Origin of the sequence: Azospirillum agricola, assembly GCF_020005195.1 — a bacterium.
Lineage (GTDB): Bacteria > Pseudomonadota > Alphaproteobacteria > Azospirillales > Azospirillaceae > Azospirillum > Azospirillum agricola.
On record NZ_JAIFZR010000007.1, the window covers coordinates 345,329 to 372,160 of the forward strand.

The 26,832-nt window shown below is 71.5% G+C and carries 23 protein-coding genes; 13 read left to right on the forward strand and 10 right to left on the reverse strand.

The window, feature by feature from the left end:
• Window positions 1-27: 27 nt before the first annotated feature.
• Complete coding sequence (locus JN22_RS31400) at window positions 28-963, forward strand: LysR family transcriptional regulator (protein WP_085557829.1); 936 nt, start codon at window positions 28-30, stop codon at window positions 961-963.
• Between the two features lie 8 nt (window positions 964-971).
• Here the strand turns inward: JN22_RS31400 and JN22_RS31405 are convergent, their stop codons facing one another.
• The 4 genes from JN22_RS31405 to JN22_RS31420 form a co-directional block, all read right to left on the reverse strand.
• Window positions 972-1,367: a hypothetical protein gene (locus JN22_RS31405; RefSeq protein WP_085557830.1), complete on the reverse strand. Its 396-nt coding sequence runs from the start codon at window positions 1,365-1,367 to the stop codon at window positions 972-974.
• 173 nt (window positions 1,368-1,540) lie between these two features.
• Window positions 1,541-2,380: a DMT family transporter gene (locus JN22_RS31410; RefSeq protein WP_211099732.1), complete on the reverse strand. Its 840-nt coding sequence runs from the start codon at window positions 2,378-2,380 to the stop codon at window positions 1,541-1,543.
• Between the two features lie 123 nt (window positions 2,381-2,503).
• A complete protein-coding gene (locus JN22_RS31415) occupies window positions 2,504-5,011 on the reverse strand; it encodes a cation:proton antiporter (RefSeq protein WP_085557832.1) in 2,508 nt (835 codons plus the stop codon).
• Window positions 5,012-5,171: 160 nt separating this feature from the next.
• On the reverse strand, window positions 5,172-5,540 hold the full coding sequence (locus JN22_RS31420; RefSeq protein ID WP_085557833.1) for a hypothetical protein: 369 nt from the start codon (window positions 5,538-5,540) through the stop codon (window positions 5,172-5,174).
• A gap of 279 nt (window positions 5,541-5,819) precedes the next feature.
• On the opposite strand from JN22_RS31420, the gene JN22_RS31425 reads away from it, so the two are divergent.
• The 12 genes from JN22_RS31425 to JN22_RS31480 all read left to right on the forward strand — a co-directional run bounded on the left by JN22_RS31425 (window position 5,820) and on the right by JN22_RS31480 (window position 18,365).
• Window positions 5,820-7,985: a hybrid sensor histidine kinase/response regulator gene (locus JN22_RS31425; protein ID WP_085557834.1), complete on the forward strand. Its 2,166-nt coding sequence runs from the start codon at window positions 5,820-5,822 to the stop codon at window positions 7,983-7,985.
• Window positions 7,986-8,307: 322 nt separating this feature from the next.
• Entirely contained in the window at window positions 8,308-9,978 is a 1,671-nt protein-coding gene (locus JN22_RS31430; RefSeq protein WP_085557835.1) for a peptidase domain-containing ABC transporter, read from the forward strand.
• Window positions 9,975-10,997, forward strand: a complete 1,023-nt coding sequence (locus tag JN22_RS31435) for an ATP-binding cassette domain-containing protein (RefSeq protein ID WP_179166321.1) — start codon at window positions 9,975-9,977, stop codon at window positions 10,995-10,997. The genes JN22_RS31430 and JN22_RS31435 overlap by 4 nt, the downstream gene beginning before the upstream one ends.
• Window positions 10,949-12,205 (forward strand): peptidase domain-containing ABC transporter, encoded by a 1,257-nt coding sequence (locus JN22_RS31440; RefSeq protein ID WP_179166322.1) that lies wholly within the window; start codon window positions 10,949-10,951, stop codon window positions 12,203-12,205. The genes JN22_RS31435 and JN22_RS31440 overlap by 49 nt, the downstream gene beginning before the upstream one ends.
• The gene (locus JN22_RS31445; protein ID WP_085557837.1) at window positions 12,175-12,858 is read left to right on the forward strand and encodes a putative HlyD family type I secretion protein; all 684 of its coding nucleotides are present in this window, start codon (window positions 12,175-12,177) and stop codon (window positions 12,856-12,858) included. Before JN22_RS31440 ends, JN22_RS31445 begins: the two co-directional genes overlap by 31 nt.
• Window positions 12,859-12,934: 76 nt before the next feature.
• On the forward strand, window positions 12,935-13,675 hold the full coding sequence (locus JN22_RS31450) for a hypothetical protein (protein ID WP_143268940.1): 741 nt from the start codon (window positions 12,935-12,937) through the stop codon (window positions 13,673-13,675).
• Entirely contained in the window at window positions 13,645-14,574 is a 930-nt protein-coding gene (locus JN22_RS31455) for a hypothetical protein (protein ID WP_143268946.1), read from the forward strand. Before JN22_RS31450 ends, JN22_RS31455 begins: the two co-directional genes overlap by 31 nt.
• Window positions 14,575-14,579: 5 nt before the next feature.
• Window positions 14,580-15,788: an Ig-like domain-containing protein gene (locus JN22_RS35290; protein WP_143268948.1), complete on the forward strand. Its 1,209-nt coding sequence runs from the start codon at window positions 14,580-14,582 to the stop codon at window positions 15,786-15,788.
• 11 nt (window positions 15,789-15,799) lie between these two features.
• Window positions 15,800-16,273, forward strand: a complete 474-nt coding sequence (locus JN22_RS31465; protein ID WP_085557841.1) for a hypothetical protein — start codon at window positions 15,800-15,802, stop codon at window positions 16,271-16,273.
• Window positions 16,266-17,480, forward strand: a complete 1,215-nt coding sequence (locus JN22_RS31470; RefSeq protein WP_223677997.1) for a PP2C family protein-serine/threonine phosphatase — start codon at window positions 16,266-16,268, stop codon at window positions 17,478-17,480. The genes JN22_RS31465 and JN22_RS31470 overlap by 8 nt, the downstream gene beginning before the upstream one ends.
• 62 nt (window positions 17,481-17,542) lie before the next feature.
• A complete protein-coding gene (locus JN22_RS31475; RefSeq protein WP_085557843.1) occupies window positions 17,543-17,881 on the forward strand; it encodes an STAS domain-containing protein in 339 nt (112 codons plus the stop codon).
• Complete coding sequence (locus tag JN22_RS31480) at window positions 17,868-18,365, forward strand: ATP-binding protein (protein ID WP_085557844.1); 498 nt, start codon at window positions 17,868-17,870, stop codon at window positions 18,363-18,365. Before JN22_RS31475 ends, JN22_RS31480 begins: the two co-directional genes overlap by 14 nt.
• A 43-nt stretch (window positions 18,366-18,408) precedes the next feature.
• Here the strand turns inward: JN22_RS31480 and JN22_RS31485 are convergent, their stop codons facing one another.
• The 6 genes from JN22_RS31485 to JN22_RS31515 form a co-directional block, all read right to left on the reverse strand.
• Window positions 18,409-21,249 (reverse strand): hybrid sensor histidine kinase/response regulator, encoded by a 2,841-nt coding sequence (locus tag JN22_RS31485; protein ID WP_085557845.1) that lies wholly within the window; start codon window positions 21,247-21,249, stop codon window positions 18,409-18,411.
• 51 nt (window positions 21,250-21,300) lie between these two features.
• Window positions 21,301-21,981 (reverse strand): LuxR C-terminal-related transcriptional regulator, encoded by a 681-nt coding sequence (locus JN22_RS31490; RefSeq protein ID WP_085557846.1) that lies wholly within the window; start codon window positions 21,979-21,981, stop codon window positions 21,301-21,303.
• Between the two features lie 251 nt (window positions 21,982-22,232).
• Entirely contained in the window at window positions 22,233-23,189 is a 957-nt protein-coding gene (locus JN22_RS31495) for a methyl-accepting chemotaxis protein (protein WP_085557847.1), read from the reverse strand.
• A 14-nt stretch (window positions 23,190-23,203) separates the two neighbouring features.
• On the reverse strand, window positions 23,204-24,337 hold the full coding sequence (locus JN22_RS31500; RefSeq protein WP_085557848.1) for a protein-glutamate methylesterase/protein-glutamine glutaminase: 1,134 nt from the start codon (window positions 24,335-24,337) through the stop codon (window positions 23,204-23,206).
• Window positions 24,337-25,218, reverse strand: a complete 882-nt coding sequence (locus JN22_RS35480) for a CheR family methyltransferase (protein ID WP_179166324.1) — start codon at window positions 25,216-25,218, stop codon at window positions 24,337-24,339. The genes JN22_RS31500 and JN22_RS35480 overlap by 1 nt, the downstream gene beginning before the upstream one ends.
• A gap of 84 nt (window positions 25,219-25,302) precedes the next feature.
• Entirely contained in the window at window positions 25,303-26,802 is a 1,500-nt protein-coding gene (locus tag JN22_RS31515; RefSeq protein ID WP_143268950.1) for a methyl-accepting chemotaxis protein, read from the reverse strand.
• Window positions 26,803-26,832 lie beyond the last annotated feature (30 nt).

The following is a 26,832-nucleotide window of genomic DNA, read 5'->3' on the forward strand; positions in this document are numbered from 1 at the left end:
CATTGTTCTATGCTGTACAACAATGCGATGGATCGCCTCGACGACATGCTCGCCTTCATCAAGGTGGTGGACACCCGGAGCTTCACCGCCGCCGCGGACCGGCTGAACCTGTCCAAATCCGTGGTCTCCCGCCGCATCGGCGAGCTGGAGAACCGGCTGGGCGCGCGGCTGCTCAACCGCACCACCCGCAAGCTGAGCCTGACCGAGGTCGGGCAGGCCTATTACGAGCGCTGCACCCGCATCCTCGCCGACCTGGAGGAGGCGGAGCAGGCGGTCGCCGACCTGCACGCCGCCCCGCGCGGCCGGCTGCGGGTGAACGCGCCGGTCAGCTTCGGGGTGATGCATCTGGCCGCCGCCGTCGCCGAGTTCCTCGAACGCCACCCGGCCATCGAGATCGAGATGGACCTGAACGACCGCTACGTCGATCTGGTGGACGAGGGCTACGATCTGGCGATCCGCATCGGCCGGCTGCGCGACAGCTCGCTGATCGCCCGCAAGCTGGCCCCGGCGCGGGTGGCGCTCTGCGCCAGCCCGGACTATCTGCTGAAGCACGGCACGCCGAAGACGCCGGAGGACCTCGCCGGCCACCGCTGCCTGATCTACACCAACGTGCCGACGCCCGACGTCTGGCACTTCCTGGTGGACGGCGAACTGCGCGGGGTGCGGGTGTCGGGGCCGCTGCGCGGCAACAACGGCGACCTGCTGCGCGACGCCGCCGTGGCCGGGGCCGGGATCGTGCTGTCGCCGACCTTCCTGTGCGGCGAGGCGCTGGCGTCCGGCGCGCTGCTGAGCATCCTCGGCGAGCATGTGCCGTCGGAGGCCAGCGTCAACGCGGTCTACCCGCAGAACCGCCACCTGTCGCCCAAGGTGCGGGTGTTCGTGGATTTCCTGATCGAGCGTTTCGGCCCGCGCCCCTACTGGGACTGCACGCTGCTGGAGGCGTTGCAGCCGGATCCGGCGTGAGCCCCGCCTTACGAGGACGGCGGCGTCGGCCGGCGGCGCGAGCGGAGGTTGAGCGCGGTGATGAAGTTCGGCTGCTGGCCCACCACCGGCCCCTGCGGCACCGGCTTCTTCGTCGGGGTGGCCAGGAAGCCGCCGACGCGCGAGCGCAGGTCGACCGCGCCCTGGGCGGCGGTGTCGGCGTCGGCCTTGACCTTGCGCCGGACCTCGGGATCCAACGTGTTGAAGGCGCGCGACGCGAATTCGAAGGCCGGCTTGGACTTGGTGGCGATCACCTGCCGCAGCGCCTTGGACACCAGCACCGTGTCGAGCCCGCCCGGCCCGTCGACGCCGTCCAGCACGTCGGCCAGGATGCCGATGGCCTGAAGCGTGCGGTGGTCGTCCAGCGAAAGGTCGAGAGGGTCCATACGGGTCATTTCCGGTCGTCGCGGGGGTCGGTCGGGCGGAAGCCCTTCCATCACCACCGATGGCACGATACGGGAATCATAGTGCCTGCGCCAGCCTCTGGCAACGCGGGGCGGATCGGAAGCCGTCCCAGGGGTCGTTCCGGTTCCGGATCGGTCCGGCCGATTCCTGGCCCTCACCCCCGGTTCACCAGCGCGACGCCGGCCACCGCCACCGCCATGCCGGCGAGCGCCACCGCGCTCAGCCGCTCGTCGAACATCGCCCAGGCGACCAGCGCCGTCACCGGCGGGGTCAGGTAGAAGAGGCTCGACACCCGCGCCGCCGCACCCCGGCGGATCAGCGCGAACAGCAGGAAGATGGCCCCGACCGACAGCACGAAGCTGAGCCACAGCAGGGCGAAGATGAACTCGCCGGTCCACTCGATGCGCATCGTCTCGGTCAGCGGTGCGGCCACCGCCAGCACCAGCGCGGTCGCCGCGTATTGGATGGCGGTGCCGCTGCGCAGATCCATCGCCGCCCCGTGGCGCTTCTGGTAGAGCGTGCCGGCGGTGATGCCGAGCAGCGCCGCCAGCGCGAAGCCGAGCCCGACCAGATGGTCGGCGTCGATGGCGAACTTCTCGCGCACCACCAGCGCGACGCCGGCCAGACCGAGCAGCAGGCCGGCCCATTGCCGCCCGCTGACCCGCTCGCCGAGCAGCGGGCCGGAGAGCGACGCGATCAGCAGCGGTTGCAGGCCGACGACCAGCGCCGTCACCCCGGCCGGCAGCCCGTGGGCGATGGCGAGGAAGACGCCGCTGAGATAGACCCCGTGCACCAGCAGCCCGGCCAGCGCGATCCGTCCGGCCGCCGTCCAACTCTTCGGCCAGGGCGCGCGGGTCGCCAGCGCCACCAGCGCCAGCACCGTGGCGACCAGCGCGAGCCGGACCAGCAGGAAGGTCAGCGGCTCGACATAGGGCAGCCCGTATTTGGCGCCGATGAAGCCGGTGCTCCACAGCAGCACGAAGACGGCGGGCATCAGGCCCAGCCAGTCGGGGCCGGTGCCCGCCGTCTTCTCGGTCACGGTCTTCTCGGCCACGGTCTTTTCGGCCGCGGTCTTCTCGGTCATGGAACGCCGTCTCCCGTCACGTCCGTCCGGGGGTCAGCCCGGCGCCGGGACGGGCTGGGCCGGCTGGCGGCGCGTCTCGGCGACCGCCTGGATGTGGTTGCGGAGATCCGCATCCTTCTGCACCAGCCGGCGGAAGTCCTTCTCATCCAGAACCAGGAGCTGGCAATAGCCCAGCGAACGCACGTCTGCATTGCGCCGCTGGCGGGTCAGCAGCGCCATCTCGCCGAAGAAGTCGCCGGTGCCGAGCTTGACCGGCTCGGCGAGGTTGGGGACGAGAACCTCGACGGCGCCGGACGCGATGAAGAACATGGCGTCGCCCCGGTCGCCGCGCCGGACGATGGTCTCGCCGGGCAGGGCGAGGCGGGCGCGCAGCAGCGTGGCGATCACCGCCACCCGCTCCGCCGGCAGCCCGGCGAACAGCGGCACCCGGCGCACCAGCTCGGCCACGTCGAAGCGGACGTCGAGCTGCGGCAGCCGCTCCAGCACCCGGCGGCGCTCGTCCAGGTCGCGCTCCAGGTCGGTCAGCACCTCCTGGCTGATCAGCGATTCGGCGTGCAGGGTGCGGTAGTCGGCCTGCTCCAGCCGCAGGGCGGCGCGGCCGACGTAGCGGCTTTGCAGCACCATCGCGTAGTCGGGGTATTGCAGCTTCATCGCCGACAGCGCCTGCTCGACGAGGCCGAGCCGGCCGATCAGCAGGCCCTCCAGCTCGAAGGCGACGTCCTCGCCCAGCATGCGGGACAGCTTGCCTCGGGTGAAGACCAGCAGCTCGCGCAGCACGGTGCGGACGGCGACCAGGATCTCGAAGCGCATCGACAGGCGCCGCGCCAGCGGCCGGTGGATGCCGAGCCGGCGCTGCAACAGGCTGGCCCCCCGCATCCAGAAGGAGAAGGCGATGAAGGGCTCCTCGAAGGCGCGGTAGCCGGAGCGCCCCTGGGTCTTCACCGCGTCGAGCAGGCGGCCGGTGCGCCCGGCCAGCATCTCGACGACGGCGCGCGACACCACGCCCTCGGAGAAATGCTGGTAGTAGAACTCCTCCTCGCGGTTGACGAGGATGACGAGGCCGATGGTCACGCGCTCCTCGTCGGTCAGCGGCGCCTCCTCCCGGCGTTCGCGGTCCATCGCCTGGAGCCGCGCCTCGTAGCGCGCCAGCATCACGTCGGTGACGGGGGCGTCGACCTCATAGGTGCGGGCGACGCCGGCGACGCGGTCGCGCAGGCTGTCCATCGACAGGGCCAGCGCCCGGTTGCGCATGGCGCGCTCGACCGGCGTCAGCTTGTCGAGCCCCAGCAGATGGATCAGCGAGCGCAGCGTCGCGCCGTTGATGAACAGGGTGACGAAGACGAAGCCGGTGACCATCACCGCGACGAAGCCCTGCACCCGCTCGGGCACCCGGATGTTCTCGGTCACCGCCAGCGCCAGCGTCAGCGAGACGGCGCCGCGCAGGCCACCCCACAGCATCACCGCCTTGTAGGAGTGGCTGACCTTGTGCGACAGCCCGGCCCAGGACAGGATCGGCAGCAGCCCGAACAGCACCAGCGCGCGGGCGGCGAAGGCGGCGACGGTGACGACCAGCACCAGCCCGACCTCGGCCCAGCCGGCCTGGCTCAGCAGCCGCGGCACCAAGAGCGCCGTCAGCAGGAAGATCAGCGAGTTGGCCCAGAAGCCGAGCTGGCGCCAGACATGCTCCATCGCCCCCCAGGTGGCGTGCGAGATGCGGGTGCGCCCGACCGAGGCGATGACCAGCGCCGAGGTGACGACGGCGACGACGCCCGACGCGCCGACGTAATGCTCGGCCAGCACGTAGGACAGGTAGGCGAGCGCCACCGTCATGGTGATCTCGGCCATCGGCTGGTCGCGCATCGGCTCCACCAGCGTGCAGACGACCCGGCCGCAGAGATAGCCGGTGACGACGCCGCCGGTGAAGTCGCGCAGGAACTCCAGAGTCGCGGCGAGCGCGCCGCCGTCGGCCTTGCGGGTCAGCATGCCGAGCAGCAGCGTGAACAGCGCGATGGCGGCGGCGTCGTTCAGCAGGCTCTCGCCCTCGACCAGCGTGGTCAACCGGCGCGGGGCGCCGAGGTCGCGGAAGACGCCGATGACCGCCGCCGGATCCGTGGTGGCGACGATGGCGCCGAGCAGCAGGCAGGAGACCAGGCTGAGCGTGGTGAACAGGCTGACCGCGTAGCCGACCGCGAAGGTGCAGACGAAGACCGCGACCACCGCCATCAGCAGGATCGGCCCGATGTCGTCGAACAGCCGGCGCACGTCGACCGTCAGCGCCGTCTCGAACAGCAGGATGGGCAGGAAGATGTGCAGCAGCAGCTCGGACGAGACGTCCAGCTCGGCCAGCGAGTTCAGGAAGTCGTGGAACGGCCCGGTGCCGGGGCTGCCGGCGAAGGTCTGGATCGCGGCGCCGAGCGCCACCCCGACCGCCGCCAGCAGCACCGTGTAGGGGAGCTGGAAGCGCGCCGCGAGCGGCGGGAGAAAGCTCACCAGGGCGAGAAGCCCGGCGACTCCAAGGACTTGAATGGCGATGTCGTGCATGGTTCCGTGTGCCGGCTGAGGCGTGGGCTGCACGGTATCGCCCGGATGTGGCGGGAGCAAGGCCGCCGGCCGCCCCGCGCTGCGGCAAATTTCGGCGTGGCCTGTGGCCGGGAGGAGGCGCTGGAGGGGGCAAGGCGCCGCCCGCCCCATGGCGCCCCGTTCAGGGCCGGTAGCAGCGCGCCATGTCGGCGCCGATCGCCTCGCATTGCAGGCCGTTGGAGAATTTGAAGCGCATCGGGCCGGTCTTGCGGACGCTGATCAGCGTCTTGTCCGGGCTTTCGCCGAAGGCGACCCAGGCGGTCGAATCGAACCGGGTCTTCAGCCCGTTGCTGAGGGTGACGCGGCCCTGGCGGTCCTTCTGCACCTGGACGCCGGTGTTGAACAGCAGATGCGGCCCGTCGGCCTGGGCGGCGAGGCCGTTGGTGCAGTTCACGCCCTCCGGCTGCACCGCAACGCATTCGAAGGGGCGCGGTTGTTGGGCGGTGAGCACCATCGCGTAGATGGCGACTTCCAGGACGTTCATCTGCATGGGCGCGGCATCCGGCTTGGACGAGGCTTCATCCCTTCTTAGAGAAATTCCCCGTGCGACGGAATAGGCCATGGCGACGCGGGGCGACGGCCGACGCGCGGACCTTTCCGGCATGGCGGCGCAAGGTCATAGACGAACGCGGGAATTGCCAAGGTGACGGCGCGCATCCGAGGATTGGGGAATAACCATCGCGCGTCGCCGTGCGCGGAGGGCGTCCCAGAGCAAGAAACGGGTGGGTGCTTTTAACGTGAACGACTTTGGGGGAGCGCCGGCGTGAGAATGCGGTTCAGGCTGATGCTGCTGGTCGCGGGCGTCGTTGCCCCGCTGATCGTCTTCGCCGGAGCCGTGGCGTCTTGGTTGCTCGCCGAACAGAGACAGGCCGCCGTCCTGCGCATGGAGGCGGTGGCCGGCGCGCTCGCCCTCGACCTCGACCATGAGCTGGAGAACGCGCTGACCCTGCTGGAGACGCTGGCCGCCTCGGAAGGGCTGGCTCGCGGGCAGCTTCAGGACCTGCGGCGCGAGGCGCTGGTCATGCTGCAAAGTCGTCCCCTCTGGTCGGCGGTGATCCTGTCGGACGCGGCCGGCCGGCCGCTGATGAACACGGCGGCCCCGATGGGGGCGCCGCCGCCGGGCAGCCGCGGGCTGGCGCTGCTGGAGGCGGTGCGCCGGTCGGAGGGGCCGGTCTTCTCCGACCTGTTCGTCGGCACTGTCCAGCGCCGGCCGCTGCTGGCGGTGGCGGTGCCGCTGCGCCACCGGGTGTTCCAGGGCGCCCTGTCGATGACCATCCCGGCCGAGACCATCGAGCAGCGGCTGGGCGCCCTGGCGCTGGCCGGGGTCATCCCGGCCGGCTGGGTCGCCCTGGTGGCCGATGGCGACGGCACCATCGTCGCCCGCTCGCCGGGGGGCGAGGCGGGAGGCGGCCGGACCACCGTCATCGCCCCCCCGGCGGCCGGGGCGGGCGTGACGGTCCAGTCGCTCGACGGGGTGGCGATGCGGGCGGTCGCGCGCCGGTCGCGGCTGGCCGGCTGGACGGTGCATTGCCTGGCGCCGCCGGAGGTGGTCGAGGGGAGGCCCGGCGCCACGCGGTGGCGTCTGCTCGGCTTCGGCCTGATGGCGCTCGCCGTCTCGCTGGGTTGGGCGGCGCTGTTCGCGTGGCGCCGGCCGGAGGCGGCGGCCCCCGTCCTGGCCGATGCCGCGCTGGGCGCCGTGCCGGGCGCCGTGCTGGATCCGGGCGCCGGGAAGGGCGGTGCGCGACAGGGCATGGTGGAGCACCAGTTGCGGGAGGCGTGGGGCGAGGCCCAGGCCGCCCAGCAGGAGGCCGAGCAGGCCAACCGCGCCAAGACCGCCTTCCTGGCCGCCGCCAGCCATGACCTGCGCCAGCCGGCCCAGTCGCTGGTGCTGTTCGCCGAACTGCTGAAGACCAAGCTGCGCGGTCACCCCCACGCCCACATCGTCGATTCGCTGCTGGACTCCGCCGACACGCTGAACCGCACGCTGAACGGTCTGCTCGACATCTCCAAGATCGACGCCGGCTTCGTCCGCACCGACCCGGAGCATGTCGCCCTGGCGCCGCTGATCGACGAGCTGCGGCGGGAGTTCGCGGAGCCGGCGGCCGCCCGCGGCCTGCGGTTGCGCGCCGTTGCCTGCGGTGTCACGGTGCGCACCGACCCGGTGCTGCTCGCCCGCCTCCTGCGCCACCTGGTGGAGAACGCGCTGGCCTTCACCGAGCGCGGCGGTGTGCTGATCGGCTGCCGCCGGCACGGCTCCCAAATCCGGCTCGACGTCGTCGACAGCGGGCGCGGCATTCCGCCGGAACAGATCGAGGCGATCTTCGAAGCCTTCGTCCGGCTCGACATCCCCGACCAGTTTCCGTCCGACCGCGACCGTCCGCAGGGATCCGGGCTCGGGCTCGCCATCGTGCGGCGGCTGGCGGCGGCGCTCGGGCATCGGCTGGAGGTGGCCTCGACGGTCGGCCGGGGCACGCGCGTTTCCATCGGCCTGCCGCTGGCCGCGCCGCGCCCGGACCTGTCCGGGGCCGCGGGCGGCGAGGGGGCCGAGATCCTGCCGCCGTTGCGGCAGCCCGGCCTGCTGCTGGTGATCGAGGACAAGCTCTATGTCCGCACCGCGATGACCTCCGTGCTGTCCGAATGGGGGTTCGAGGTGGTCGAGGCGGCATCGGGCCGCGAGGCGGTCCGGCTGCTGGCCGGGCGCTGCCCCGACCTGATCGTCGCCGACCAGCGGTTGCACGACAGCGAGGGCGGGGATGCGGCGATCCGCGTCGTCCGCGCCGCCTGTGGGGAGGGGGTTCCGGCGGTGATCGTCGGCGCCGATTCCTCGCCCGCCATGCGCGCCGCCGCCCGCGAGGCGGGCGCCACCCTGCTCGGCAAGCCGGTGTCGCTGCACGAGCTGCGCAAGGTGATCCGCAAGGAACTGCACCGGGGCTGAGCCCCGCGCAACCCGGATTTCCCCGCATCCCCCGACCGAAGGGGGGATATACCCCCGACCTGTCCGTTTTCCCGAGGGTTGCGATCCGCTGCACGGCAGGATTGTTCAGCGCGAACGGGATATGAAATACGACGACGAAGTAACGCCTGTTTTTCAACCTTGAGCTGGGTGCCCGTGCCGCCGGACCGGAACCGGCGGGCCGGGCGTGGACCATCGCTTCCTCCGTGCCTTTCCCCTGCTGCGCCCGGCCACCGCCGGGCGTGGACGCCGCCGGCTTGCCTCGCGCAAGCCCCCTTCCAGCCCGCCTGACGCAGGACCCGCCATGCCGATGACCGCCGAGGATCCCCTTGCAGGCCAACGCCGGCGGACCGCTGCGCTCCACGCGCAGGTGGTCGCCATCTCGGCCGTCGTCAACATAGCCGCGCTGGCGATGCCGGTGGCGGTGCTCCAGGTCTACGACCGCATCATTCCCAACCATTCGCAGAACACCGCCGTGGTGATGGTGGCCGGGGTGACGCTGGCTTTGCTGGCGGAATTCATCCTACGGGTCGCGCGCTCGCACATCCTCGGCCGCCTCGCCACCCGCTTCGAGCGGACGATGAACCGCCGGGCGGTGTCGCACCTGTTCGCCACCGACCTGAAGACCTTCGAGACGCTGCCGGCCGGCACCCATCTGGAGCGCATGGGGGCGATCGCCACCCTGCGCGACCACGCCTCCGGCCAGACCCTGCTGGCCATCATCTATGACGTCCCCTTCGCCGCCGTCTCGCTGGCGCTGATCGCCTATTTCGGCGGTGCCCTGGTCGCCGTCCCGCTCGCCGGGATGGCGCTGATGGCGGTGGTGGCGCTGCTCTCCGGGCGCGACGCGCAGGCGGTCCAGGCGGCCGTCGCCCGCACCGAGGACCAGCGCTCCAGCTTCATCATCGGCCTGTTCTCCGGCATCCAGTCGGTCAAGGCGATGGCGCTGGAGGTGCCGCTGCTGCGCCGCTACGAGGCGATCCAGGCCAAGCGCCTCGCCGCCACCACCAACGCCGAGCTTGGCGCCCAGCACCTCAGCGAGAGCGGCCAGTTCATCGCGCAACTCGGCAGCCTGGGCACCGTCGCCTTCGGCAGTCTGCTGGTCCTGGGCGGCACGCTCAGCATCGGCGGCCTGTCGGCCTGCACGCTGCTGGTCGGGCGGACGCTGGCGCCGGCCCAGGGGTTGATGGCGCTGTGGCTGCGCCGCCAGTCGATGGAGGTGGCCACCGCCAAGCTGAACGACCTGTTCGACCTGCCGGCCGAGGCGCCGGCCACCGGCATCCTCGACGCCAGCACCGCCGTCCCCCGCCTGACGCTCGACTCGGTCAGCTTCGGCTTCTCCGCCGGGCGGACGGTGCTGCGCGCCGTCGACCTGGAGGTCCGCCAGGGCGAGATCGTCGCGCTGGTCGGCCCGACCGGCGGCGGCAAGTCCACCCTGCTGTCGCTGATCGCCGGCCTCTACCAGCCGACCGGCGGGCGGGTGCAGCTCGACGGGCTGCCGCTGGACGTCTACGACCCGGCGACGCTGCGCGGCGTCATCGCCCTGCTGTCGCACCGCGAGACTCTGTTCCGCGGCACGGTGATCGACAACATCACCATGTTCCAGCCCGAGAAGCTGCCGGCCGCCATGGTCGCCGCCGAGCGGGTCGGCATCGTCGACACCATCCACGCCATGCCGCACGGCTTCGCCACCATGGTCGGCGACGGCGCCACCGACCCGCTGCCGCGCGGCCTCGCCCAGCGCATCGCCATCGCCCGCGCGCTGGTGCGGAAGCCGCGCATCATCCTGTTCGACGACGCCAACGCCTCGGCGGACGACCAGGGCGACAAGGTGCTGCTCTCCCTGCTCGACTCGATGCAATCCGACTGCGCGATGCTGTTCATCAGCCACCGTCCGCTGATGCTGAAGCGCGCCACCCGCATCTACCGGCTGTCCGACGGGCAGCTCGACCGCACGCCGGAGCTTGCCGCATGACCCAGCTTCTCGACTCCAGCGGCGGCGAGCGCGAGGCGCTGCTCCCCGGCCTGTCCTTCCTGCGCCGTTCCCCGGTGCCGGTGGACGCCGACAGCGCCCCCGACCTGACCGCCACCCTCATCCTGCTGCTCCAGCGTCTGGGCTGGCCCGGCGGCCGGCGCGAGTTCGCCGAGGCGCTGCCCTGGGCGCCCGGTCCGGTGCCGCTGACCGACCTGCGCGACGTCGCCGCCCGGCTGGGCTTCGCCAGCGAGGCGCGGCACGGCGCGCGCTTCTCCACCGCTTCCCTGCGCGCCGCCATCGACGTCGCCCATACCCGCGACGGCACCCTGCTCTATGTCCCCGATGCCGGGGTTCCGGGCGGCGTTCCCGGCATCGTCGAGATCGCCGACGGCGTTCCCACCCTGCTGCGGTCCGACGGGCCGGTGGTTCCGGTGCGCGGCTCGCTTGCCCGCGGCACGCTGGTCACGATCGTTCCGGGCGACCGCGCCGCGCCGCCGGCCGGCGACCGCCGGGCCTGGATCCGCGACCGGCTGGCCCCGGCGCTGCCGCTGGTCCTCGCCGCGCTCGGCCTGACGCTGTGCGCCAACCTGCTGGCGCTGGCCAGCCCGCTGTTCGTGATGACCATCTACGACAAGGTCATCGCCGTGGGCTCGATCAAGCTGCTGGTGGCGCTGGGCATCGGCGCCGTCGGCGCGCTGGCGGTCGAGATGCTGATGCGCCGGCTGCGCAGCCGCGTGATGTCGCACGCCGGGGCCCGGCTCGGCTACGTCGTCGGCAACGCGGTGTTGGCCCGGCTGCTGCATCTGCCCAGCCTGATGACCGAGCGGGTCGCCGTCGACGCCCAGGTGTCGCGTATCAAGGATCTCGACCGGGTGCGCGACCTGCTGACCGGCCGCTGGCCCAGGCCTGCCTCGACCTGCCCTTCGCTGCGCTGTTCCTGGCGGTCATCGCGCTGCTCGCCGGCTGGCTGGTGCTGGTGCCGATCATGGCGGTGCTGGTCTATCTGGCGGCGGCGCTGATCGGCAAGGCCCTGACCCGCTCGCGCGTCACCGCCGCGGCCACCGCCGGCGTCCGTCGGCAGGAGCTGCTGCTGGAGATCGTCGAGCGCATGGCGGCGATCCGCTCGATGGGCGCCTCGGCGATCTGGGCCGCCCGCTACGACGCGCTGGCGGCGCGGATGGCCGAGGCCAACTTCCGCAACGCCCAGGCCAGCAACACGCTGGCCACCTTCAGCCAGTCGCTCGCCACCCTGTCGGGCCTGGCGACGCTGGGCTTCGGCATCGAGCTGGTGCTGACCGGCGTGCTGACCACCGGCGTGCTGATCGGCACGATGATGCTGGTGTGGCGCACGCTGGGGCCCTTGCAGAACGCCTTCCTCGCCAGCACCCGCTTCGGCCAGCTCCGCGCCTCGCTGCGGCAGGTCGAGACGCTGATGGCGACCCAGCCGGAGCGCAGCGAGGCGGTGCGCACCGAGCGCGGCCCCGACATCCGCGGCCAGGTCACCTTCAGCCATGTCACCTTCCGCTATGGCCGCGAGGCCGAGCCGGTGCTCGCCAACCTCAGCTTCGACGTCGCCGCCGGCGAGGTGATCGGCGTGGTCGGCCGCAACGGCGGCGGCAAGTCGACATTGCTCAAGCTGGTCGCCGGCCTCTACGGCCCGCAGGGCGGCTCGGTCCGCATCGACGGGCGCGACATCCGCCAGTTCGATCCGATGGCGCTGCGCCGCTCCATCGCCTTCGTCCCCCAGGTGCCGCAATTCTTCGACGGTTCGCTGGCGGAAAATCTGCGGCTGGTCGCGCCCACCGCCGACGAGGCGGCGTTGCGCAACGCGCTCGACCAGGTGGGCGCGCTGGAGGCGGTGGAGGATCTGCCCGACGGGCTGAACACCCGCTTCGACGCGCGCAACGTGCCGCTGCCCGCCGGGTTGCTGGCGCGGCTGTCGCTGGCCCGCACCTATCTGCGCGACGCGCCGATCGTGCTGCTCGACGAGCCGGCGGCCAACGTCGATTTCGAAGGCGAGTTCGCCTTCACCTCGACGGTCGACGCCTTCCGCGGGCGCTCGACGGTGTTCTTCGTCACCCATCGCCGCGGCCATCTCGCCATGGCCGACAAGGTTCTCATCATCGAGAACGGCACCACCCGCTATTTCGGCACCGCGGACAAGGTTCGCGACCGCATTCCGAAGGGGATGATCAGATGGGCCACATCGTCGCCAGCCGCCGCCTGACCGCCGCCGGCATCCACGTCTCATCCGCCGACTTCGCCACCGAGGAGCTGGTGTCGGATCCGGGCGTCCGCCCGCTGGTGCAGGCCACCGCGCTGATCGTCGGCGCCCTGGTGCTCGGCGCCACCGGCTGGATGGCGGTGACTCCGGTCCAGGAGGTCGCCGTCGCCTTCGGCGAGATCGTCCCGGCCAGCGCCGTCCAGGCGGTGCAGCATCTGGAGGGCGGCATCGTCCAGGAGCTGTCGGTGAAGACCGCCGGCGTCGTCGTGGTGCCCGGCGGGCTGGTGGCCAGGATCGTGCCGCTCGGTGAGGAGCTGGTCGCCGACGTCCGCGTCTCGACCCGCGACATCGGCTTCGTGGCGCCGGGCCAGCCGGTGAAGGTGAAGGTCGCCGCCTTCGACTACGCCCGTTTCGGCCGGGTCGAGGGCACGCTGAAGTCGGTGTCGCCGACGACCTTCTTCGACCAGGACAAGACGCCCTACTACCAGGGGCGGGTGACGCTGGCCGCGAACCATGTCGGCGACAACCTGCGCCAGCACCTGCTGCTGCCCGGCATGACGGTCGAGGCCGACATCGCGACGGGTGAGAAGACCGTCCTGCAATATCTGTTGAAGCCGATCTACACGACCCTGGACGGCGCCCTGCGCGAGCGCTGAGCCGCACGCCGCCGGCCCGTCCTCCCGACCGCCCTCCACGGCCTCCCCGCCGCTTCCCCCGCACAGGATTTTCGCCATGGCCGAGACCGATCCGAAAGCCGCCCCGTCTTCTTCCGCTTCCGGCAACGCCTCCTCTTCATCCGCGGCGGCGGCTCAGGCGGCGGTGCGGGAAGCCGCCCAGGCCCAGGCCGACGATCAGCGCTTCCGCCGCCTGCACGCCCTGGAGCGTCCGAACACGGCGCCGGCCGCCCAGCCGCGCGCCGAGGGCGAGAGCCTGACCAACCTGCACAACGGCAGCCGGACCGAGGTCTTCATCGACGATGACGCCACCCCGGCCGCCGGCTTGGTGGTGGAGAAGGCGGCGGCACCGGCGGTAATCGGCGGCGGGAGCGGCGTCGCGCCGTCGGACCTGTCGTCCTCGAACGCGGCGGTCATGCTGCCGGCAGGCCCGGCTCCGGAGAACAACCCGGTTGCGGGCGACTCATCGACGACCTTCCTGACCCTGGGGGAAATGGACGGGACCTCGGCGGCGCTGGACGGTTCGGGGGGACGGTGTCGGGCAGCGGCCCGGTCGGCTTCGCCGCCGCTCCGGGCGCCGTCGAACGCGACGCGGTGTCCGAGGCGGGCCCGACCGCCAGCGAAGGCGGCACGGGGAGCGGCACAGGTTCGACCGGCACGGAAAGCCTTGCGGTTCCGACCGCCGGTGGGAACGGCCCGGGCTCGACTGGCACCGGGAGCGATTCGGGCTCGACCGGCACCGAGAGCGGTTCGGGCTCAACTGGCACCGTGGCGGCCGAGGCGGATGCGCCGACGCTGACCGTCACGGCGGCCGTCGGGCTGGAGGACCAGCCGATTGCCCTGTCGATCGCCAGCGGGTTGGTGTCTCCGGCGGTGGGCGAGAGCCTGAGCGTGGTGATCAGCGGCGTGCCCGCCGGAGCGGTGCTCTCGGCCGGCATCAACAACGGCGACAGGACTTGGACGCTGACCGGCACCCAGCTCTCCGGGCTGACCTTGACGCCGCCGGCGGACTTCAACGGCAGCCTCGGGCTGACGGTGACGGCGACCGCCTCGGTGAACGGCACCCAGGCCAGCCACAGCGAGGCGCTCACCGTGGCGGTGGCCCCGGTCGCCGACGCGCCGAGGCTGACCGTCACGGCGGCTGTCGGGCTGGAGGACCAGCCGATCGCCCTGTCGATCGCCGGCAGTCTCGTGGCGGCGGCTCCGGGCGAGACGCTGAGTGTCACCGTGGCCGGGGTTCCGGCCGGGGCGACCCTGTCCGCCGGCACGCACAACGCCGACGGCACCTGGACTCTCACCAGCGCCCAGCTTTCCGGTCTGACGTTGACCCCGCCGCATGATTTCAGCGGCAGCTTCGGGCTGACGGTGACGGCGACCGCTTCGGTCAACGGCACTCAGGACAGCCACAGCGAGGCGCTCGCCGTGACCGTGGCGCCGGTCGCCGACACACCGACCCTGACCGTCGCTTCGGCCAGCGGCCTGGAGGATCATGCCATCGCGCTTGCGATCGGCAGCGCCCTGGTCAGCCCGGCGCTGGGCGAGACCTTGGGGATCGTCGTCGCCGGGGTTCTGGCCGGCGCGGTGCTGTCGGCCGGCGTCGACAACGGCGACGGCACCTGGACGGTGCTGCCCTCGCAGCTGTCCGGCCTGAAGGTGAGCCGCCCTACGGCTTCTCCGGCACCCTGCCGATCACGGTGACCGCCGTGTCGCAGGAGGTCGGCGGCGCCACCGCCTTCACCCAGAAGACGCTGGCGGTCACCGTCGCCCCGGCCGCCGGGGCGGTGCTGGCGGCCCTGCTCTCGGCGGTGCCGCTCAACGGGGTGGAGGATGTCGGGCTCGACCTCGGCTCGACCCTGCTGGGGCTCAACCTCGGCAGCATCGCCTCGGTGTCGATCGGCGGCATCCCGTCGGGGGCGACCCTGTCGTCGGGCGGGCTGCTCAACATCAGCGCCAACAACATCGGCGTCAGCCTGCTGAGCGGGCTGAAGCTGAACATGCCGGCCAATTATTCGGGCGACTTCCAGCTGACCGCCTCGGTCAAGCTGGTCGGCGGCCTGATCACCCTCAACAAGGACATCGCCGTCCACGTCACCCCGGTGGCCGACCTGCCCGTCCTGTCGGTCGGGGCGACCATCAACGGCGTCGAGGACCAGGCGATCGGCCTGAACATCAGCGGCAGCCTGCTCGACATCGACGGGTCGGAAAGCATCACCGGCCTGGTGGTGTCCGGCCTGCCGGTGGGCGCGACGCTGAACCACGGCACGCCGCTCGGCAACGGGTCCTACGCCCTGACCACCGCCGACCTCGTGGGGCTGACCATGACCCCGCCGGCCAACTACGCCGGCACCCTGGCGCTGACCGTGACGGCCACCGCCAAGGACGGCACCGCCGCTTCCGCCTCGGCCAGCGGCACGCTGTCGGTGACGGTCAAGCCGGTGGCCGACACGCCGTCGCTGACGGTGGCCGACGTCACGGTCCATCAGGGCCACGACCCCAGCCTGTCCATCGGCGCCGCCCTGCTCGACACCGACGGGTCGGAGGTGCTGTCGGTGGTGGTCGCCGGCCTGTCGGCGGGCGCCCGCCTGTCGGCCGGGCTGAACAACGGCGACGGGAGCTGGACGCTGACGGCGGCCCAGCTCGCCGGGCTGCGGCTGACGCCGCCGCACGACAGCACCGACGACTTCACCCTGACGGTCACGGCGTCGGCGCAGGTCGCCGGAGCCGCGGCGCTGGAGGCCACCGGGGCGTTGCACGTCAGCGTGCTGCCCGATTTCGGCGGCGGCCTGTCGCTGACCGCCGGCTTCGCCGTCGCGCCGTCGCGCCGTCGCTCGGGCTGTCGGCGCTCGGCACCCAGATCGTCGTCGGCGCGACGATCGCGCTCGGCACAGGCTTCCACGACGGCGACTGCCTGACGCTCGGCGGCTTGCACACCGAGACGGACGCTTCGGGGCATCTGGTGATCGCCGGCACCGGCATCCAGGTGACCGGCGGTGGCTACGACGCGGCCAACCACACGCTGACGCTCAGCGGCGAAGCCTCGGCTTCGGTCTACCAGTCGGTGCTGCGGTCCATCCGTCTCGACCCGTCGGACGACGCGGGAGCCCGCTCCATCGCCATTGACCTGTTCGGCCATGACGGGCCAGCTATGCCGCTGGGTCATCAGGGGATCACGCTGGATGTCGGGCTCGGTGCGTCCGCGGCCACCGGAACGGTGCTGAGCGGCGTGCTGGGCCTGCTGGACGGCGGGCACGACGGCGTGGTGGCGGCGGCGAACGCGCTGGGACAGGATGTGGGGCCGCTCGCCGACGCCCTCCTCCATAACAGCGGGGACGGCGGCGTATCCTCGACGCTGCCGGACGATCCCCTCCACAACGCGGCAAACTATCTGCATGCTTAGGAAACTGCGCGTTCTGTGTGTCGACGACAGCCCGTGCATGCGGGACATGCTGGCCACCAGCCTCGTGCGCCTCGGCTACGAGGTGGTGGCTGCCGGGGACGGCGCGGAGGCCCTCGCGGCCCTGCGCGCCGACCCGAGCATCTCCCTGGTCATCAGCGGCTGGATGATGCCGGGCGTCACGGGGGTGGAGCTGTGCAAGCGGATCCGCGCCCTGCCGCGCCCCAACCACATCCATGTGATGCTGCTGACGGCGCGGCAGGGGCAGGAGAATTTCCTGGAGGCGATGGCGGCCGGCGCCGACGATTTCCTGAACAAGCCGGTCGACATGCCGACCCTGGCGGCCCGCCTGCGGGTGGCCGAGCGGATCCTGACGCTCCAGCAGCGGATGCAGCGCAACAACACGCTGCTGGCCCAGGCCAACCAGAAGCTGCGCACCGCCTACCGCCGTTTTCAGGAGGACATGGAGGCGGCGGCCCGCGCCCAGCGCAGCCTGCTGCCCAAACCGTCGATGACGCTGGGGGCCGCCCACTTCCTGTCGTCCCTGACCCCCTCGATCGAGATCTCCGGCGACGTCTACAATTACCAGGAGCTGCCGGACGGCTCGGTCGGCTTCTATGTTCTGGACGTGGCCGGGCATGGCGCCCGCGCCGCGCTCCTGTCGGTCATGCTGTGCCGGCTGCTGACGGTCGAGGCCTTCGTCAGCAAGGAGGACGGGATCACCCCGCGTCCGCCCCACGCCATCGTCGCCGACCTCAACCGGCAGTTCCAATGCGACGACAACGTGACCGACTATTTCACCATGATCTGCGGTGTGCTCGACCGCGACGGCCGGACGATGCGGATCTGCCAAGCCGGCCACCCGCCCCCCGTCGTCCTGCCGGCACGGGGCAAGCCGCGCGTCGTCGGCACCGGCGGCTTTCCGGTCGGCCTGTTCGAGGAGGCCGATTACGCGAGCATCGAGATTTCCCTGGCACCCGGCGACCGGGTGTTTTTCTATTCCGATGGGGTGACCGAATGCGCGTCGCCCGACGGGTCGCTCTATGGGGTGGAGCGGCTGCTCCAGGTGCTGGAGCTGACGCGCTCCGCTCCGCTGGATCGGATGGTCGCGACGTTGCAGGCCGAGCTGCGCGGCTGGCACCAGCGCGACAGCTTCGACGACGACATCTCGGTCGTCGCCTGTGAGAGCATCGCGGCCGAGGTCTGCTGACCGGCGAAGAGAGTTCCGCCAAGGAAGAACGATCCAAGAAGAACGAGAAGGGAGCCTGCGCAATGATCAAGTCACAAACCATCGGTTCGGTCCTGGTGCTCGCCGTCGAAGCGCCGCGCCTCGACGCGGCGCTCGCCGTGCGGTTCCGGGAGGAGATGCTCCAGCATCTCGCCGAGGAGCCGGGCCGGGTGGTTTTCGATTTCTCCGGGGTGACCTTCCTCGACTCCAGCGGGCTCGGCGCCCTGGTGTCGGTGGTCAAGCGGGTGAACCATCACTGCAAGCCGGTGCTCTGCGGCCTCCAGCCGGCGGTCCGCACGATGTTCGCCCTGACCCGGATGGACAAGGTGCTTCAGGTCCGGGGCACCGTCGACGAAGCGGTCGCCAGCCTTGCCGCCGAGTGACGACCGGCCGGCGCCCGAGGCGGCGCTCCTCCTGGCGGTCGCCAGCGACCTGGAGAATGTCCGTCTCCTGGCCGAGGCGGCCTGCCGGGCGCTCGCCCCCGTCCTCAGCGACGAGGATCTCATCAAGGTCGAGATCGGGCTGGTCGAGGCGGCGAACAACGTCGTGCTGCACGCCTGCCGGGGGCGTGGCGAGCACAGCATCCGGCTGTCCTGCCTGCTGCGCGACCGGACGGTGACGCTGCTGCTGGAGGATGACGGCGTGCTGCCCGATGGCGATCTGAACCGTGGCGGCGCCCCCGCCGACGGAACGGCCATCGATGGGGCGGCCGTTCCCTGCGACGGCACCGACGATGCCACCCTGCCGGACGGCATGGCCGAATGCGGGCGGGGACTGTGGCTGATCCGGCAGTGCTTCAGCTCGGTGCATTTCGATTCGCAGGACGGCATCAACCGGGTCTGGCTGCGGTTCGACCGGGGGGCGTGAGCGTCCGCTTGTCCCGTCCACCGCCCGTCCGGTCCGCGCTGCGTCACTCCGCGACGCGGGCGTCCGTCTCGAGCGCGGGCGCGCGGCCCGGCCGGTCTACCTGGAGCCGGTTGATCGCCTCGGCGAGCGTCGAGATCTTCACCGGTTTCAGGAAGAAGGCGTCGGCTCCGGCCTCGATCGCCGAGGCCTGGTCGACCATCCGGCTGTAGCCGGTGTAGAGGATGCAGGGCAGGTCGGGGCGCCGGTCCTTCAGCCGGCGGATCAGGGTGATGCCGCTGATGCCCGGCATGGTCTGGTCGGTGATGACGAGGTCGAAGGCGTCGGGATCCTCCTCGAACGCCTCGATGGCGTCCCGCGGGTCCTCGCAGACCGCCACCTCGTGGCCGATCCGCTCCAGACCGACCGACACCATGTCGCCCATGTCGCCCTCGTCGTCCACCACCAGCACCCGGCAGCGGCGGCGGGCGTGGAGCCGCGCCACGTCGGCGAACTCGTCGGCTTCCTCCGCCGGGACGGCGTCCGTGCAGACCGGGATGAAGACGCGCATCACCGAACCGGCCCCCGGCCGGCTGCACACGACCAGGCCGCCGCCATGCGCCTGGACGATGCCGAACACCACGGCGAGGCCGAGGCCGGTGCCCTCGCCGAGATCCTTGGTGGTGTAGAAGGGATCGAAGGCCTTGGTCATCACCGCCTCGTCCATGCCGGCGCCGCTGTCGGCGACCTCGAACAGGACGTGCGGCTGGCCGAGCCGGGTCGGCAGCACCTTCTGGACCGTCCAGCCGGCCTCGGCGCAGTCGCCGGCCGGGTCGGTGTCGCCGTTCCACAGCCGGGCGGCGACGTCGATTCGTCCCGTCTCGCCGGGCAGCGCGTCGCGGGCGTTGATGGCGAGGTTGACCAGCACCTGGACGAGCTGGGTGCCGTTCGCCCGCATCCGCGGGAGCTCGTCCGGGACGGCGATCTCCAGCGTCACGCTGGACGGGATGGCGGAGCGCAGCAGGATCGCCGCGTCCTCCAGGATGCGGCCGGGCAGGGTGGGGGCCAGGGCGGCGTTGCCCGCCCGCGAGAAGGCGAGGATCTGGTGGACCATGTCCTTGGCGCGGTCGCACACCCGGCGGATGCGCCCGGCGTAGTCGCGCTGCGGGGTTCCCGCCGGCAGGTCGCAGAACAGGAAATCGGCGTAGCCGGCGACGGCGCCCAGCAGGTTGTTGAAATCATGGGCGATGCCGCCGGCCAGCCGGCCGACCGCGTCCATCTTGTCCATCTGCGACAGGCGGCGTTCCAGGTCGGCCTTCTCGCTGGCGGCGGTCAGGCGGGCCGAGACGTCGCGGCCGATGATCACCACGTCGCCGTTGAGCCGGCGGGTGAAGCGCAGATCCATCGCCGCGATGCGGACGCCGAAGGGCGTGCGGTAATTCTCGATCACCCCTTCCCAGGAGCCCTCGCGCTCCAGCGCGTCGAAGACTCCCAGTTCGGTGCGGCGGCGGGTGGTGTCGGGGTCCTCCAGCGATTCCATGTGCTGGCCGAGCACGGCGTCGGCGTCCCGCGCGCCCACCAGATCGCAGGCGGCCTGGTTGAGGTAGAGGATGCGCTGGGCGGCGTCGAGCAGGACGATCATGTCCGGCGTCGAATCGATGGCGGCGATCATGCGTTCGACGTCGCGCGCGTTGCGGATGACCATCTCGCGCAGCTCCCGCCGCTCGCCCTCAGAGCGGCGGAGGTCGTCGAGCGCGCGGGCGATGTCGCCGATCTGGTCGCCGCGCTCCAGCATGTGGGCCGGCAGCGGAATGTGGTGGTTGCCGGAATCGAGCATGCGCACGGCGGTGCGCAGATGCTCCAGCGGCACCCCCGCCATGCGGTGGACCAGCGTGCGCAGAACGAGCAGGAAGACGCCGAGGATGACCAGGGTGGCCAGCCCGAAGAGCAGCATGCCGGTGTCGAGGCCGGGCAGCGGCACGTCCAGCAGGATGTATTGCGGGTAGTCGCTGTCCAGCCGGGGCAGCGGCAGCCCGACGCGGTGGACGGTGCCGCCGCCGTCGGGCAGGTTGCGGATGCCGGAGAAGGGCGCCCCGGCGCGCAGCGCCCGCGCCTCCTCGGCCGTGAGGTCGCCGGGCCGTCCGTCCTCCTCGACGGTCGGCTCCTGGCCGATCCGCGTCCGGTCGTCGGCGAAGACATAGCGGCCTTCCATCGTCAGGATCGCCAGACGGTTGCCCGGCACCGCATGCTCGACCGACTCGCCGATGCGCAGCCAGTCGAGGGCGTCGATGTCGTAGCCGATGACCCCGACGACCTCCTGGTCGATCATCAGGGGTTCGACATGGGTGGAGACGCCGGCGGCGCTGCCGGGATCGGGCCGCAGGCCATGGACCTGCGCCCGTCCGGATTCCGCCGCCCGCTCGATCAGCGCGCGGTCGGTGTCGTCGAGCGGCTCCCCCTGTTCGATCCGCCCGTTGCGCCGGGAGAAGACCGTCGCGTCGGGCGCCGCGACGGGGCCGCCGTGGGCGGAAGGTTCGCCCGCATCGGCCAGACGCGGCACGATCCAGAACTGCGACAGCTCCGGCGTGCGGGCGATGGTGCGGCGGCCCAATTCGTCGAGCGCCGCCCGCTGCACGTCGGGGCTCTCGTTGTGCGCCGCCACCGCCAGCCCGATCAGACGGACTCCCTCCAGGGTCCGGGAGCGGGCGTCGGCGACGCGCTCCCGCACCTCCCGCGCCAGGGCCTGGGCCTGTTCGCCCGCCAGCCGGTCGCGTATGCCGGTTCCGGCCCATTGCGCGGCAAGCAGGACCATGGCCGTCAGAAGGATGGCCATCACGGCGGCGGCCCGGATCAGTCGCTTCGACAGGGTGTCGGGGGCCGCGACGGCCGTCTCTTGGGAGTAGGGCATGGAATGCTCGACCGCGTGGAGGCCCGAGGCAGGCTTGGCGATGGGAGGGCGTTACGGAGGGCCGCCGTTGAACAGGCCGGTTTCCTGGGCCCGGCGCACCGCGTCCGCCCGGTTGCGCGCGCCCAGCTTGCGGAAGATGCGGCGGGTGTGGAACTTGACGGTGACCTCGGCCAGATCAAGCCGCTGGGCGATCTCCTTGTTGGTGGCGCCGGTGGCCAGCAGGCCGAACACCTCGCGCTCGCGGTCGGTCAGGGAAGCCTGTTCGGTGGTCTCGTCGTCGCCGGCCTCGTCCTTCTCGGTCGCCGGCTGCGGCCCCTCTTCGCCGGCCAGCGACAGGGCGATCTTGATCGGCAGCACGGTGCCGCCTTCGGCCACCACCTTCAAGGAGGGGGCCAGCACGCGATGGGGGGTCGTCTTGGGCAGGAAGGCGGCGGCGCCGCAGCGCAGGGCTTCCATCACGATCGCCGGCTGTTCGGCGCCGCTGACGACGGCGACCGGGCCGCGCACGCCGAGCGTCCGCAGCCGCGAGATCGGGTCGCTGTCGCCGACGCCGGGCATGTGCCAGTCCAGCACGACCAGATCGAAGGCGATGCCGGCCGGATCGACCTCGCCGAAGGCGCCGTCTTCCAGGGATCCGATGAAAACGATGTCGGCGGACGGCCATTCGAACCGCACCGACAGCTCCAGCGCGTCGCGGAACAGCGGGTGATCGTCAGCGACCAGAATCTTCAAGACACGTCCCCTTTGGATCGGTTCCTCCGACCGCAAGCTCCTTCTGGATGGCAACTTATCGCTGATAACGTTAACGATTTATGATCGCAATGGAAGGTTGTTTTTTATCATCAACCATCTCCAGAGATCGTTGTCATGGACTTTCTCATCCAATCATAAGCCTTGCTCATAGTGATCAAGTGCCTGAAATATCTGCCTATTTTGCAGTGCGCGCGTCATCGGCAGCCGGCCGGCCCCCCCTGGCCGCCGGCTCAGAACAGCTCGAAGGAGTCGCTTGCGCCCGTGTGGCGTACCTTGCCGAGCAGGGCGAGGCTCAACGCATCCTCCATGTCCGCCAAGGTGATTTGCGACAGCAGCCCCTCCGCCCAGGCGCGGTCGACACCGGCGCCATGATGCAGCGGAGCCAGCGCGGCCCTCAGATGGGCGAAGGCCGTGACCGTGTTCTGGATTCGCTGCTGGGCATGATCTTGGAACTGGAGGTTGCAGATGATGCGCGGCACCGCCTGCCCGATGTCGGCCGAGATCGCCGCCGACTGGCCGACCGATTCGGCGAGCGCCGCCGTGTGGCCGGTCAGCGCGCCGCCGTCGGCCAGCACGCCGCGGACCGTCTCCATGCCGCCGCGCAGGTCGCGTCCCATGTCGCCGACCGCCTGGCGGATGGCGGTGGACACCGCGTGGATCGAACGGGAGAGGTCGCGCACCTCGTCGGCGACGACGCCGAAGCCGCGGTCCTGCTCGCCGGCGCGCGACGCCTCGATCTTGGCGTTCAGCGACAGCATGACGGTCTGCTTGTTCAACTGGTCGATCTGGCCGGTCAGCCGCTCGACCTGGGCGACGGTCGCGGCGCAGGCGTCGATCACCGCCAGCATGCTGCGGGCGCTGCCGGCGATCCGCTCGGCCCGCTGCACGGCGTCGCGGCAGGTGCCGGCCAGTTCGTCGGCGATGGCGGTGAACTCGACCGTCTCGCTCTGGACGCTGACGCGCCGCGTCCCGGCGATGATCCACTCCAGCACCGCCGGCTGGCGGACCGCCAGCGCCGACAGCTCCTCGAAGTCGGTGCTCGGCGTGGTGACGCCGCCCTCGATGATGGCGGCCGTCTTCTCCATTTCGCCGGCCAGCCCGGTGATGGCGCGGTCGACCGTGGTGAGGCGCCGCTCCTCGGCCGTCTCGCCGGATGCCGCGCGGTCCTGTCCGAAAGAGCCGTCCATGCTTCCGTCCCCCGTCAAAGATGCGGTTGCTTGGGTGCGTGCTGCGCCAGCAGCCCGACCAGCGTCGCGGTGATGCGCGACAGCGGCACCTCCTGCTCGACCGCGCCCGTCTCCCTGGCGATGCGCGGCATGCCGTAGACCACGCAGCTCCGCTCGTCCTGGCCGATGGTGCGGGCGCCTTCCTCGTGCATCCGCTTCAGCCCCTCCGCCCCGTCGCGTTCCATCCCGGTCAGGATCACCCCGATGCCGCGCCGGCCCGCCGCCGCGGCGACGGAGCGGAACAGGACGTCGACCGACGGGCGGTGGCCCTGCACCTTGTCGCCCTCGTGCGGGCGGCAGAGATAGGCGCCGCCCTCGTGCGCCAGTTCGAGATGCCGGCCGCCAGGGGCGACATAGACGTGGCCGGCCCGCAGCCGCTCGCCCTGTTCGGCCTCCTTGACGCGCACGGCGCTCATCGCGTCGAGCCGCGCGGCGAAGCGGGCGGTGTAGGCCATCGGCATGTGGACGGTCACCAGGGTGGCCGGCATGTCGGGCGGCAGGGTCACGATGATCTCGCGCAGCGCCTCCACCCCGCCGGTCGAGGCCCCGATGGCGACCACCGCGTTGGACGCGGCGAAGCCGAGCGGCGCCGGCCGGCAGGGGACGTGCCCGGCGCCGTATCCCCCGGCGCCGCAAGCCCCGGCGCCACCGTCGAAGGCGCGCTGCGCCAGACGGCGCTTGGCCGAGGCGGCGTGCACCACCTTGTCGGTGATCTCGCGGGCCAGATCCTCCAGCCCGCTGCGCAGGTCGACGGTCGGTTTGGGTACGAAATCCACCGCCCCCATCTCCAGCGCCCGCAGGGTGACGTCCGCCCTCTCCTGCGTTAGCGAGGAGATCACCACCACCGGGGTCGGCCGCAGGGTCATGATCTTTTCCAGGAAGGACAGCCCGTCCATGTGGGGCATCTCGATGTCGAGCGTCACCACGTCCGGGTCGGTGTCCTTGATCGCCACGCGGGCCTCAAGCGGGTCGCTGGCGGTCGCCACCACCGCGATGCACGGGTCGGTGTCGAGGATCGCGCGGAGCAGCCGGCGCACCAGCGGGGAATCGTCCACCACCACAACGCGGACCGGAACCGTTGGCGTGCCGGGCGATCGGCCGGGCAGCATCAGCTCTCTCCTTCGGGGGCGATGCGCTGGTAGATCGTGCCGCCGGCCGGACGCAGCGGGATCCGCCGGTCGAGCAGCGATTCCGAATGGCCGAGATAGAGGAAGCCGCCCGGCCGCAGCAGCGCCGCCAGCCGGCCGCACAGCGTGGTCTTGGTCTCGCGGTCGAAATAGATCTTCACGTTCCGGCAGAAGATCGCGTCGAACGGTCCCTTGACCGGCCAGGGTTCCAGCAGGTTGAGATGGCCGAAGGACACCAGGGCCCGCGGCTCGCGCCCGACCGTCACATGCTCCTGGCCGCAGGGCTCGAAATGACGGCGCAGCTCGGCGGGCACCGCGCCGCGCACCGCCTCGCCCCGCCCCGGTAGAGCCCCGCGTCGGCGCGGTCGGGGGCGGTGGTGCCGAGGTCGGTCGCCAGGATGCGGGCGCCGCGCTGGGCGGAATCCGGCGCCGTCTTCAGCAGGGTGAGCGCCATGCTGTAGGGCTCCTCCCCGGTGGAGCAGGCAGCCGACCACAGCCGCAGCCGTCCGCCGCCGCGCGCGCCAGGGGGCGACCACCGCGCTGGCCAGATGGTCGAAATGGTGCCGCTCGCGGTAGAAGGCGGTGACGTTGGTGGTCAGCGCGTTGACCAGCCCGACCATTTCCTCCTCGCCCTTGGGCGAGCGCAGCAGCTCGACATACTCCTTGACGCCGGACAGCCCGAGTACCCGCAGCCGCTTGACCAGACGCGCCTGCACGAGGTCGCGCTTGCCGTCGTTGAGCTGGATGCCGGTCCGCTGCCGTGCGAGTTCGGTGACGTAGCGGAAATCCGCGTCGCCGAGAATCGCCGACGACCTGGAGGCCGGGGGGTGGGAGGCTGCTTGCCGGGAGGCGGTCGGTGCCATCGCGTTCCGTTCCGGGGCGGTTGTGGGACGTGTCATGCGCCCGCCGCCCCTCCCCCGCTGGGCGGGGAAGGGGCGGCGGGGGGCTCAGAACTGCGACCAGTCGATGTTGCGGGCGTTGCGCTGGCCGGCGCCGGCGCCGGCGGCGCGGCCGGGGAGCTGGGCGATGGCCCCCGCCGGCGCGGCCGTCGGGGCGGCCAACGCTGCCGGGCGTTCGCTCCGGCGGGGGGCCTCGCCGCGCACGCCCCTCGACTGGGTGGCCGGCTGGGCGGCGGGGACCGCCTTGAGGACCGGCGCCGGCGCGTCGGAGATCCGGAAGAAGCTGACCAGGGTCAGCAGCCCGGCGGCGCTCTCCTGGAGGGTGCGCGACGAGCCGGCGCTCTCCTCCACCAGGGCGGAGTTCTGCTGGGTCATCTGGTCCATGTTGGAGATGGCGCGGTTGATCTTGTCGATGCCGACCGTCTGCTCGCGGCTGGCCTCGGCGATCTCCGAGACGATGTTGGCGACGCGCTTGATCGAGGTGATGATCTCGTCGAGCTGGCCGCCGGCGCTGTTCACCAGGTCGACGCCCTGGCGGACGTGGCCGCTGCTCTCCAGGATCAGCGACTTGATGTCCTTGGCGGCGTCCGACGACTGCTGGGCCAGCGTGCGGACCTCCTGCGCCACGACGGCGAAGCCCTTCCCGGCGTCGCCGGCGCGCGCGGCCTCGACCGCCGCGTTCAGCGCCAGCAGGTTGGTCTGGAAGGCGATCTCGTCGATCACCCCGATGATGTCGGAGATGCGCTGCGAGGAGCTGGCGATCTGCCCCATGGCGCCGACGACGTTCTTCACCACCTCGCCGCCGCGCACAGCGACGTCGCGGGCGCCGAGCGCCAGCTGGTTGGCCTGCTGGGCGTTCTCGGCGTTGGCCTTGACGGTGGAGGCGATCTCCTCCATCGCCGCCGCCGTCTCCTCCAGGTTGGAGGCCTGCTGCTCGGTGCGCTCGGCCAGATCGACGGCGCCGTTGGCGATCTCGTCGGCGGCGGCCGCCACCTCGGTGCTGGAGGCCATGATCTTGCGGGTGGTGTCGGACAGCCGCTCGGTCGTGGTGTTGGCGTCGGTGGACAGCAGCTTCAGCAGCCCGTCGTAATCGTCGCGGACGCGGCGGTTGAGATCGCCCTCGGCCAGCGCGCTGAAGAGCTGGCCGATGTCCTCCAGCGCCGATTCCATGCGCTGGCACAGCTCGTTCAGCGATTCCGCCAGCACGCGCTGGAACGGGCTCTTGCCGGCCGGGTCGAGCCGCATGAAGAAGTCGCCGCGCGAGGCCGCCTGGACCATGGCGCCGATCTCCTCCTGGATGGCCTTCTGGGCGGTGACGTCGGCCCATTCCACCACGGTGCCGACCCGCTCCTTGCGGTCGTTCCACACCGGGCTGACGATCAGCACGAAGTTGCGCCCGCCGATCGGCAGCGCCGCCAGCATGGCGTCCAGCGTGTCGTGCTCGTGGTGGCCGTCGCGGGCGCCGTCGCGCAGGGTGCCGAGCAGCTCCTCGTTGCGCAGCAGATACTCGCTGCACTCGTCGAAGAAGGTCGCGCGAAGCTCGTCCATGATGTCCGGGGGAACGCCATCGGCTGCGGC

Excerpts from the sequence above, each read along its gene's own strand:
- JN22_RS31400 (WP_085557829.1), top strand. The coding sequence starts at position 28 with ATGGATCGCCTCGACGACATGCTCGCCTTCATCAAGGTGGTGGACACC.
- JN22_RS31405 (WP_085557830.1), bottom strand. The coding sequence starts at position 1,367 with ATGGACCCTCTCGACCTTTCGCTGGACGACCACCGCACGCTTCAGGCC.
- JN22_RS31410 (WP_211099732.1), bottom strand. The coding sequence starts at position 2,380 with ATGCCCGCCGTCTTCGTGCTGCTGTGGAGCACCGGCTTCATCGGCGCC.
- JN22_RS31415 (WP_085557832.1), bottom strand. The coding sequence starts at position 5,011 with ATGCACGACATCGCCATTCAAGTCCTTGGAGTCGCCGGGCTTCTCGCC.
- JN22_RS31420 (WP_085557833.1), bottom strand. The coding sequence starts at position 5,540 with ATGCAGATGAACGTCCTGGAAGTCGCCATCTACGCGATGGTGCTCACC.
- JN22_RS31425 (WP_085557834.1), top strand. The coding sequence starts at position 5,820 with ATGCGGTTCAGGCTGATGCTGCTGGTCGCGGGCGTCGTTGCCCCGCTG.
- JN22_RS31430 (WP_085557835.1), top strand. The coding sequence starts at position 8,308 with ATGCCGATGACCGCCGAGGATCCCCTTGCAGGCCAACGCCGGCGGACC.
- JN22_RS31435 (WP_179166321.1), top strand. The coding sequence starts at position 9,975 with ATGACCCAGCTTCTCGACTCCAGCGGCGGCGAGCGCGAGGCGCTGCTC.
- JN22_RS31445 (WP_085557837.1), top strand. The coding sequence starts at position 12,175 with ATGGGCCACATCGTCGCCAGCCGCCGCCTGACCGCCGCCGGCATCCAC.
- JN22_RS31450 (WP_143268940.1), top strand. The coding sequence starts at position 12,935 with ATGGCCGAGACCGATCCGAAAGCCGCCCCGTCTTCTTCCGCTTCCGGC.
- JN22_RS31470 (WP_223677997.1), top strand. The coding sequence starts at position 16,266 with ATGCTTAGGAAACTGCGCGTTCTGTGTGTCGACGACAGCCCGTGCATG.
- JN22_RS31475 (WP_085557843.1), top strand. The coding sequence starts at position 17,543 with ATGATCAAGTCACAAACCATCGGTTCGGTCCTGGTGCTCGCCGTCGAA.
- JN22_RS31485 (WP_085557845.1), bottom strand. The coding sequence starts at position 21,249 with ATGCCCTACTCCCAAGAGACGGCCGTCGCGGCCCCCGACACCCTGTCG.
- JN22_RS31495 (WP_085557847.1), bottom strand. The coding sequence starts at position 23,189 with ATGGACGGCTCTTTCGGACAGGACCGCGCGGCATCCGGCGAGACGGCC.
- JN22_RS31500 (WP_085557848.1), bottom strand. The coding sequence starts at position 24,337 with ATGCTGCCCGGCCGATCGCCCGGCACGCCAACGGTTCCGGTCCGCGTT.
- JN22_RS35480 (WP_179166324.1), bottom strand. The coding sequence starts at position 25,218 with ATGGCACCGACCGCCTCCCGGCAAGCAGCCTCCCACCCCCCGGCCTCC.
- JN22_RS31515 (WP_143268950.1), bottom strand. The coding sequence starts at position 26,802 with ATGGACGAGCTTCGCGCGACCTTCTTCGACGAGTGCAGCGAGTATCTG.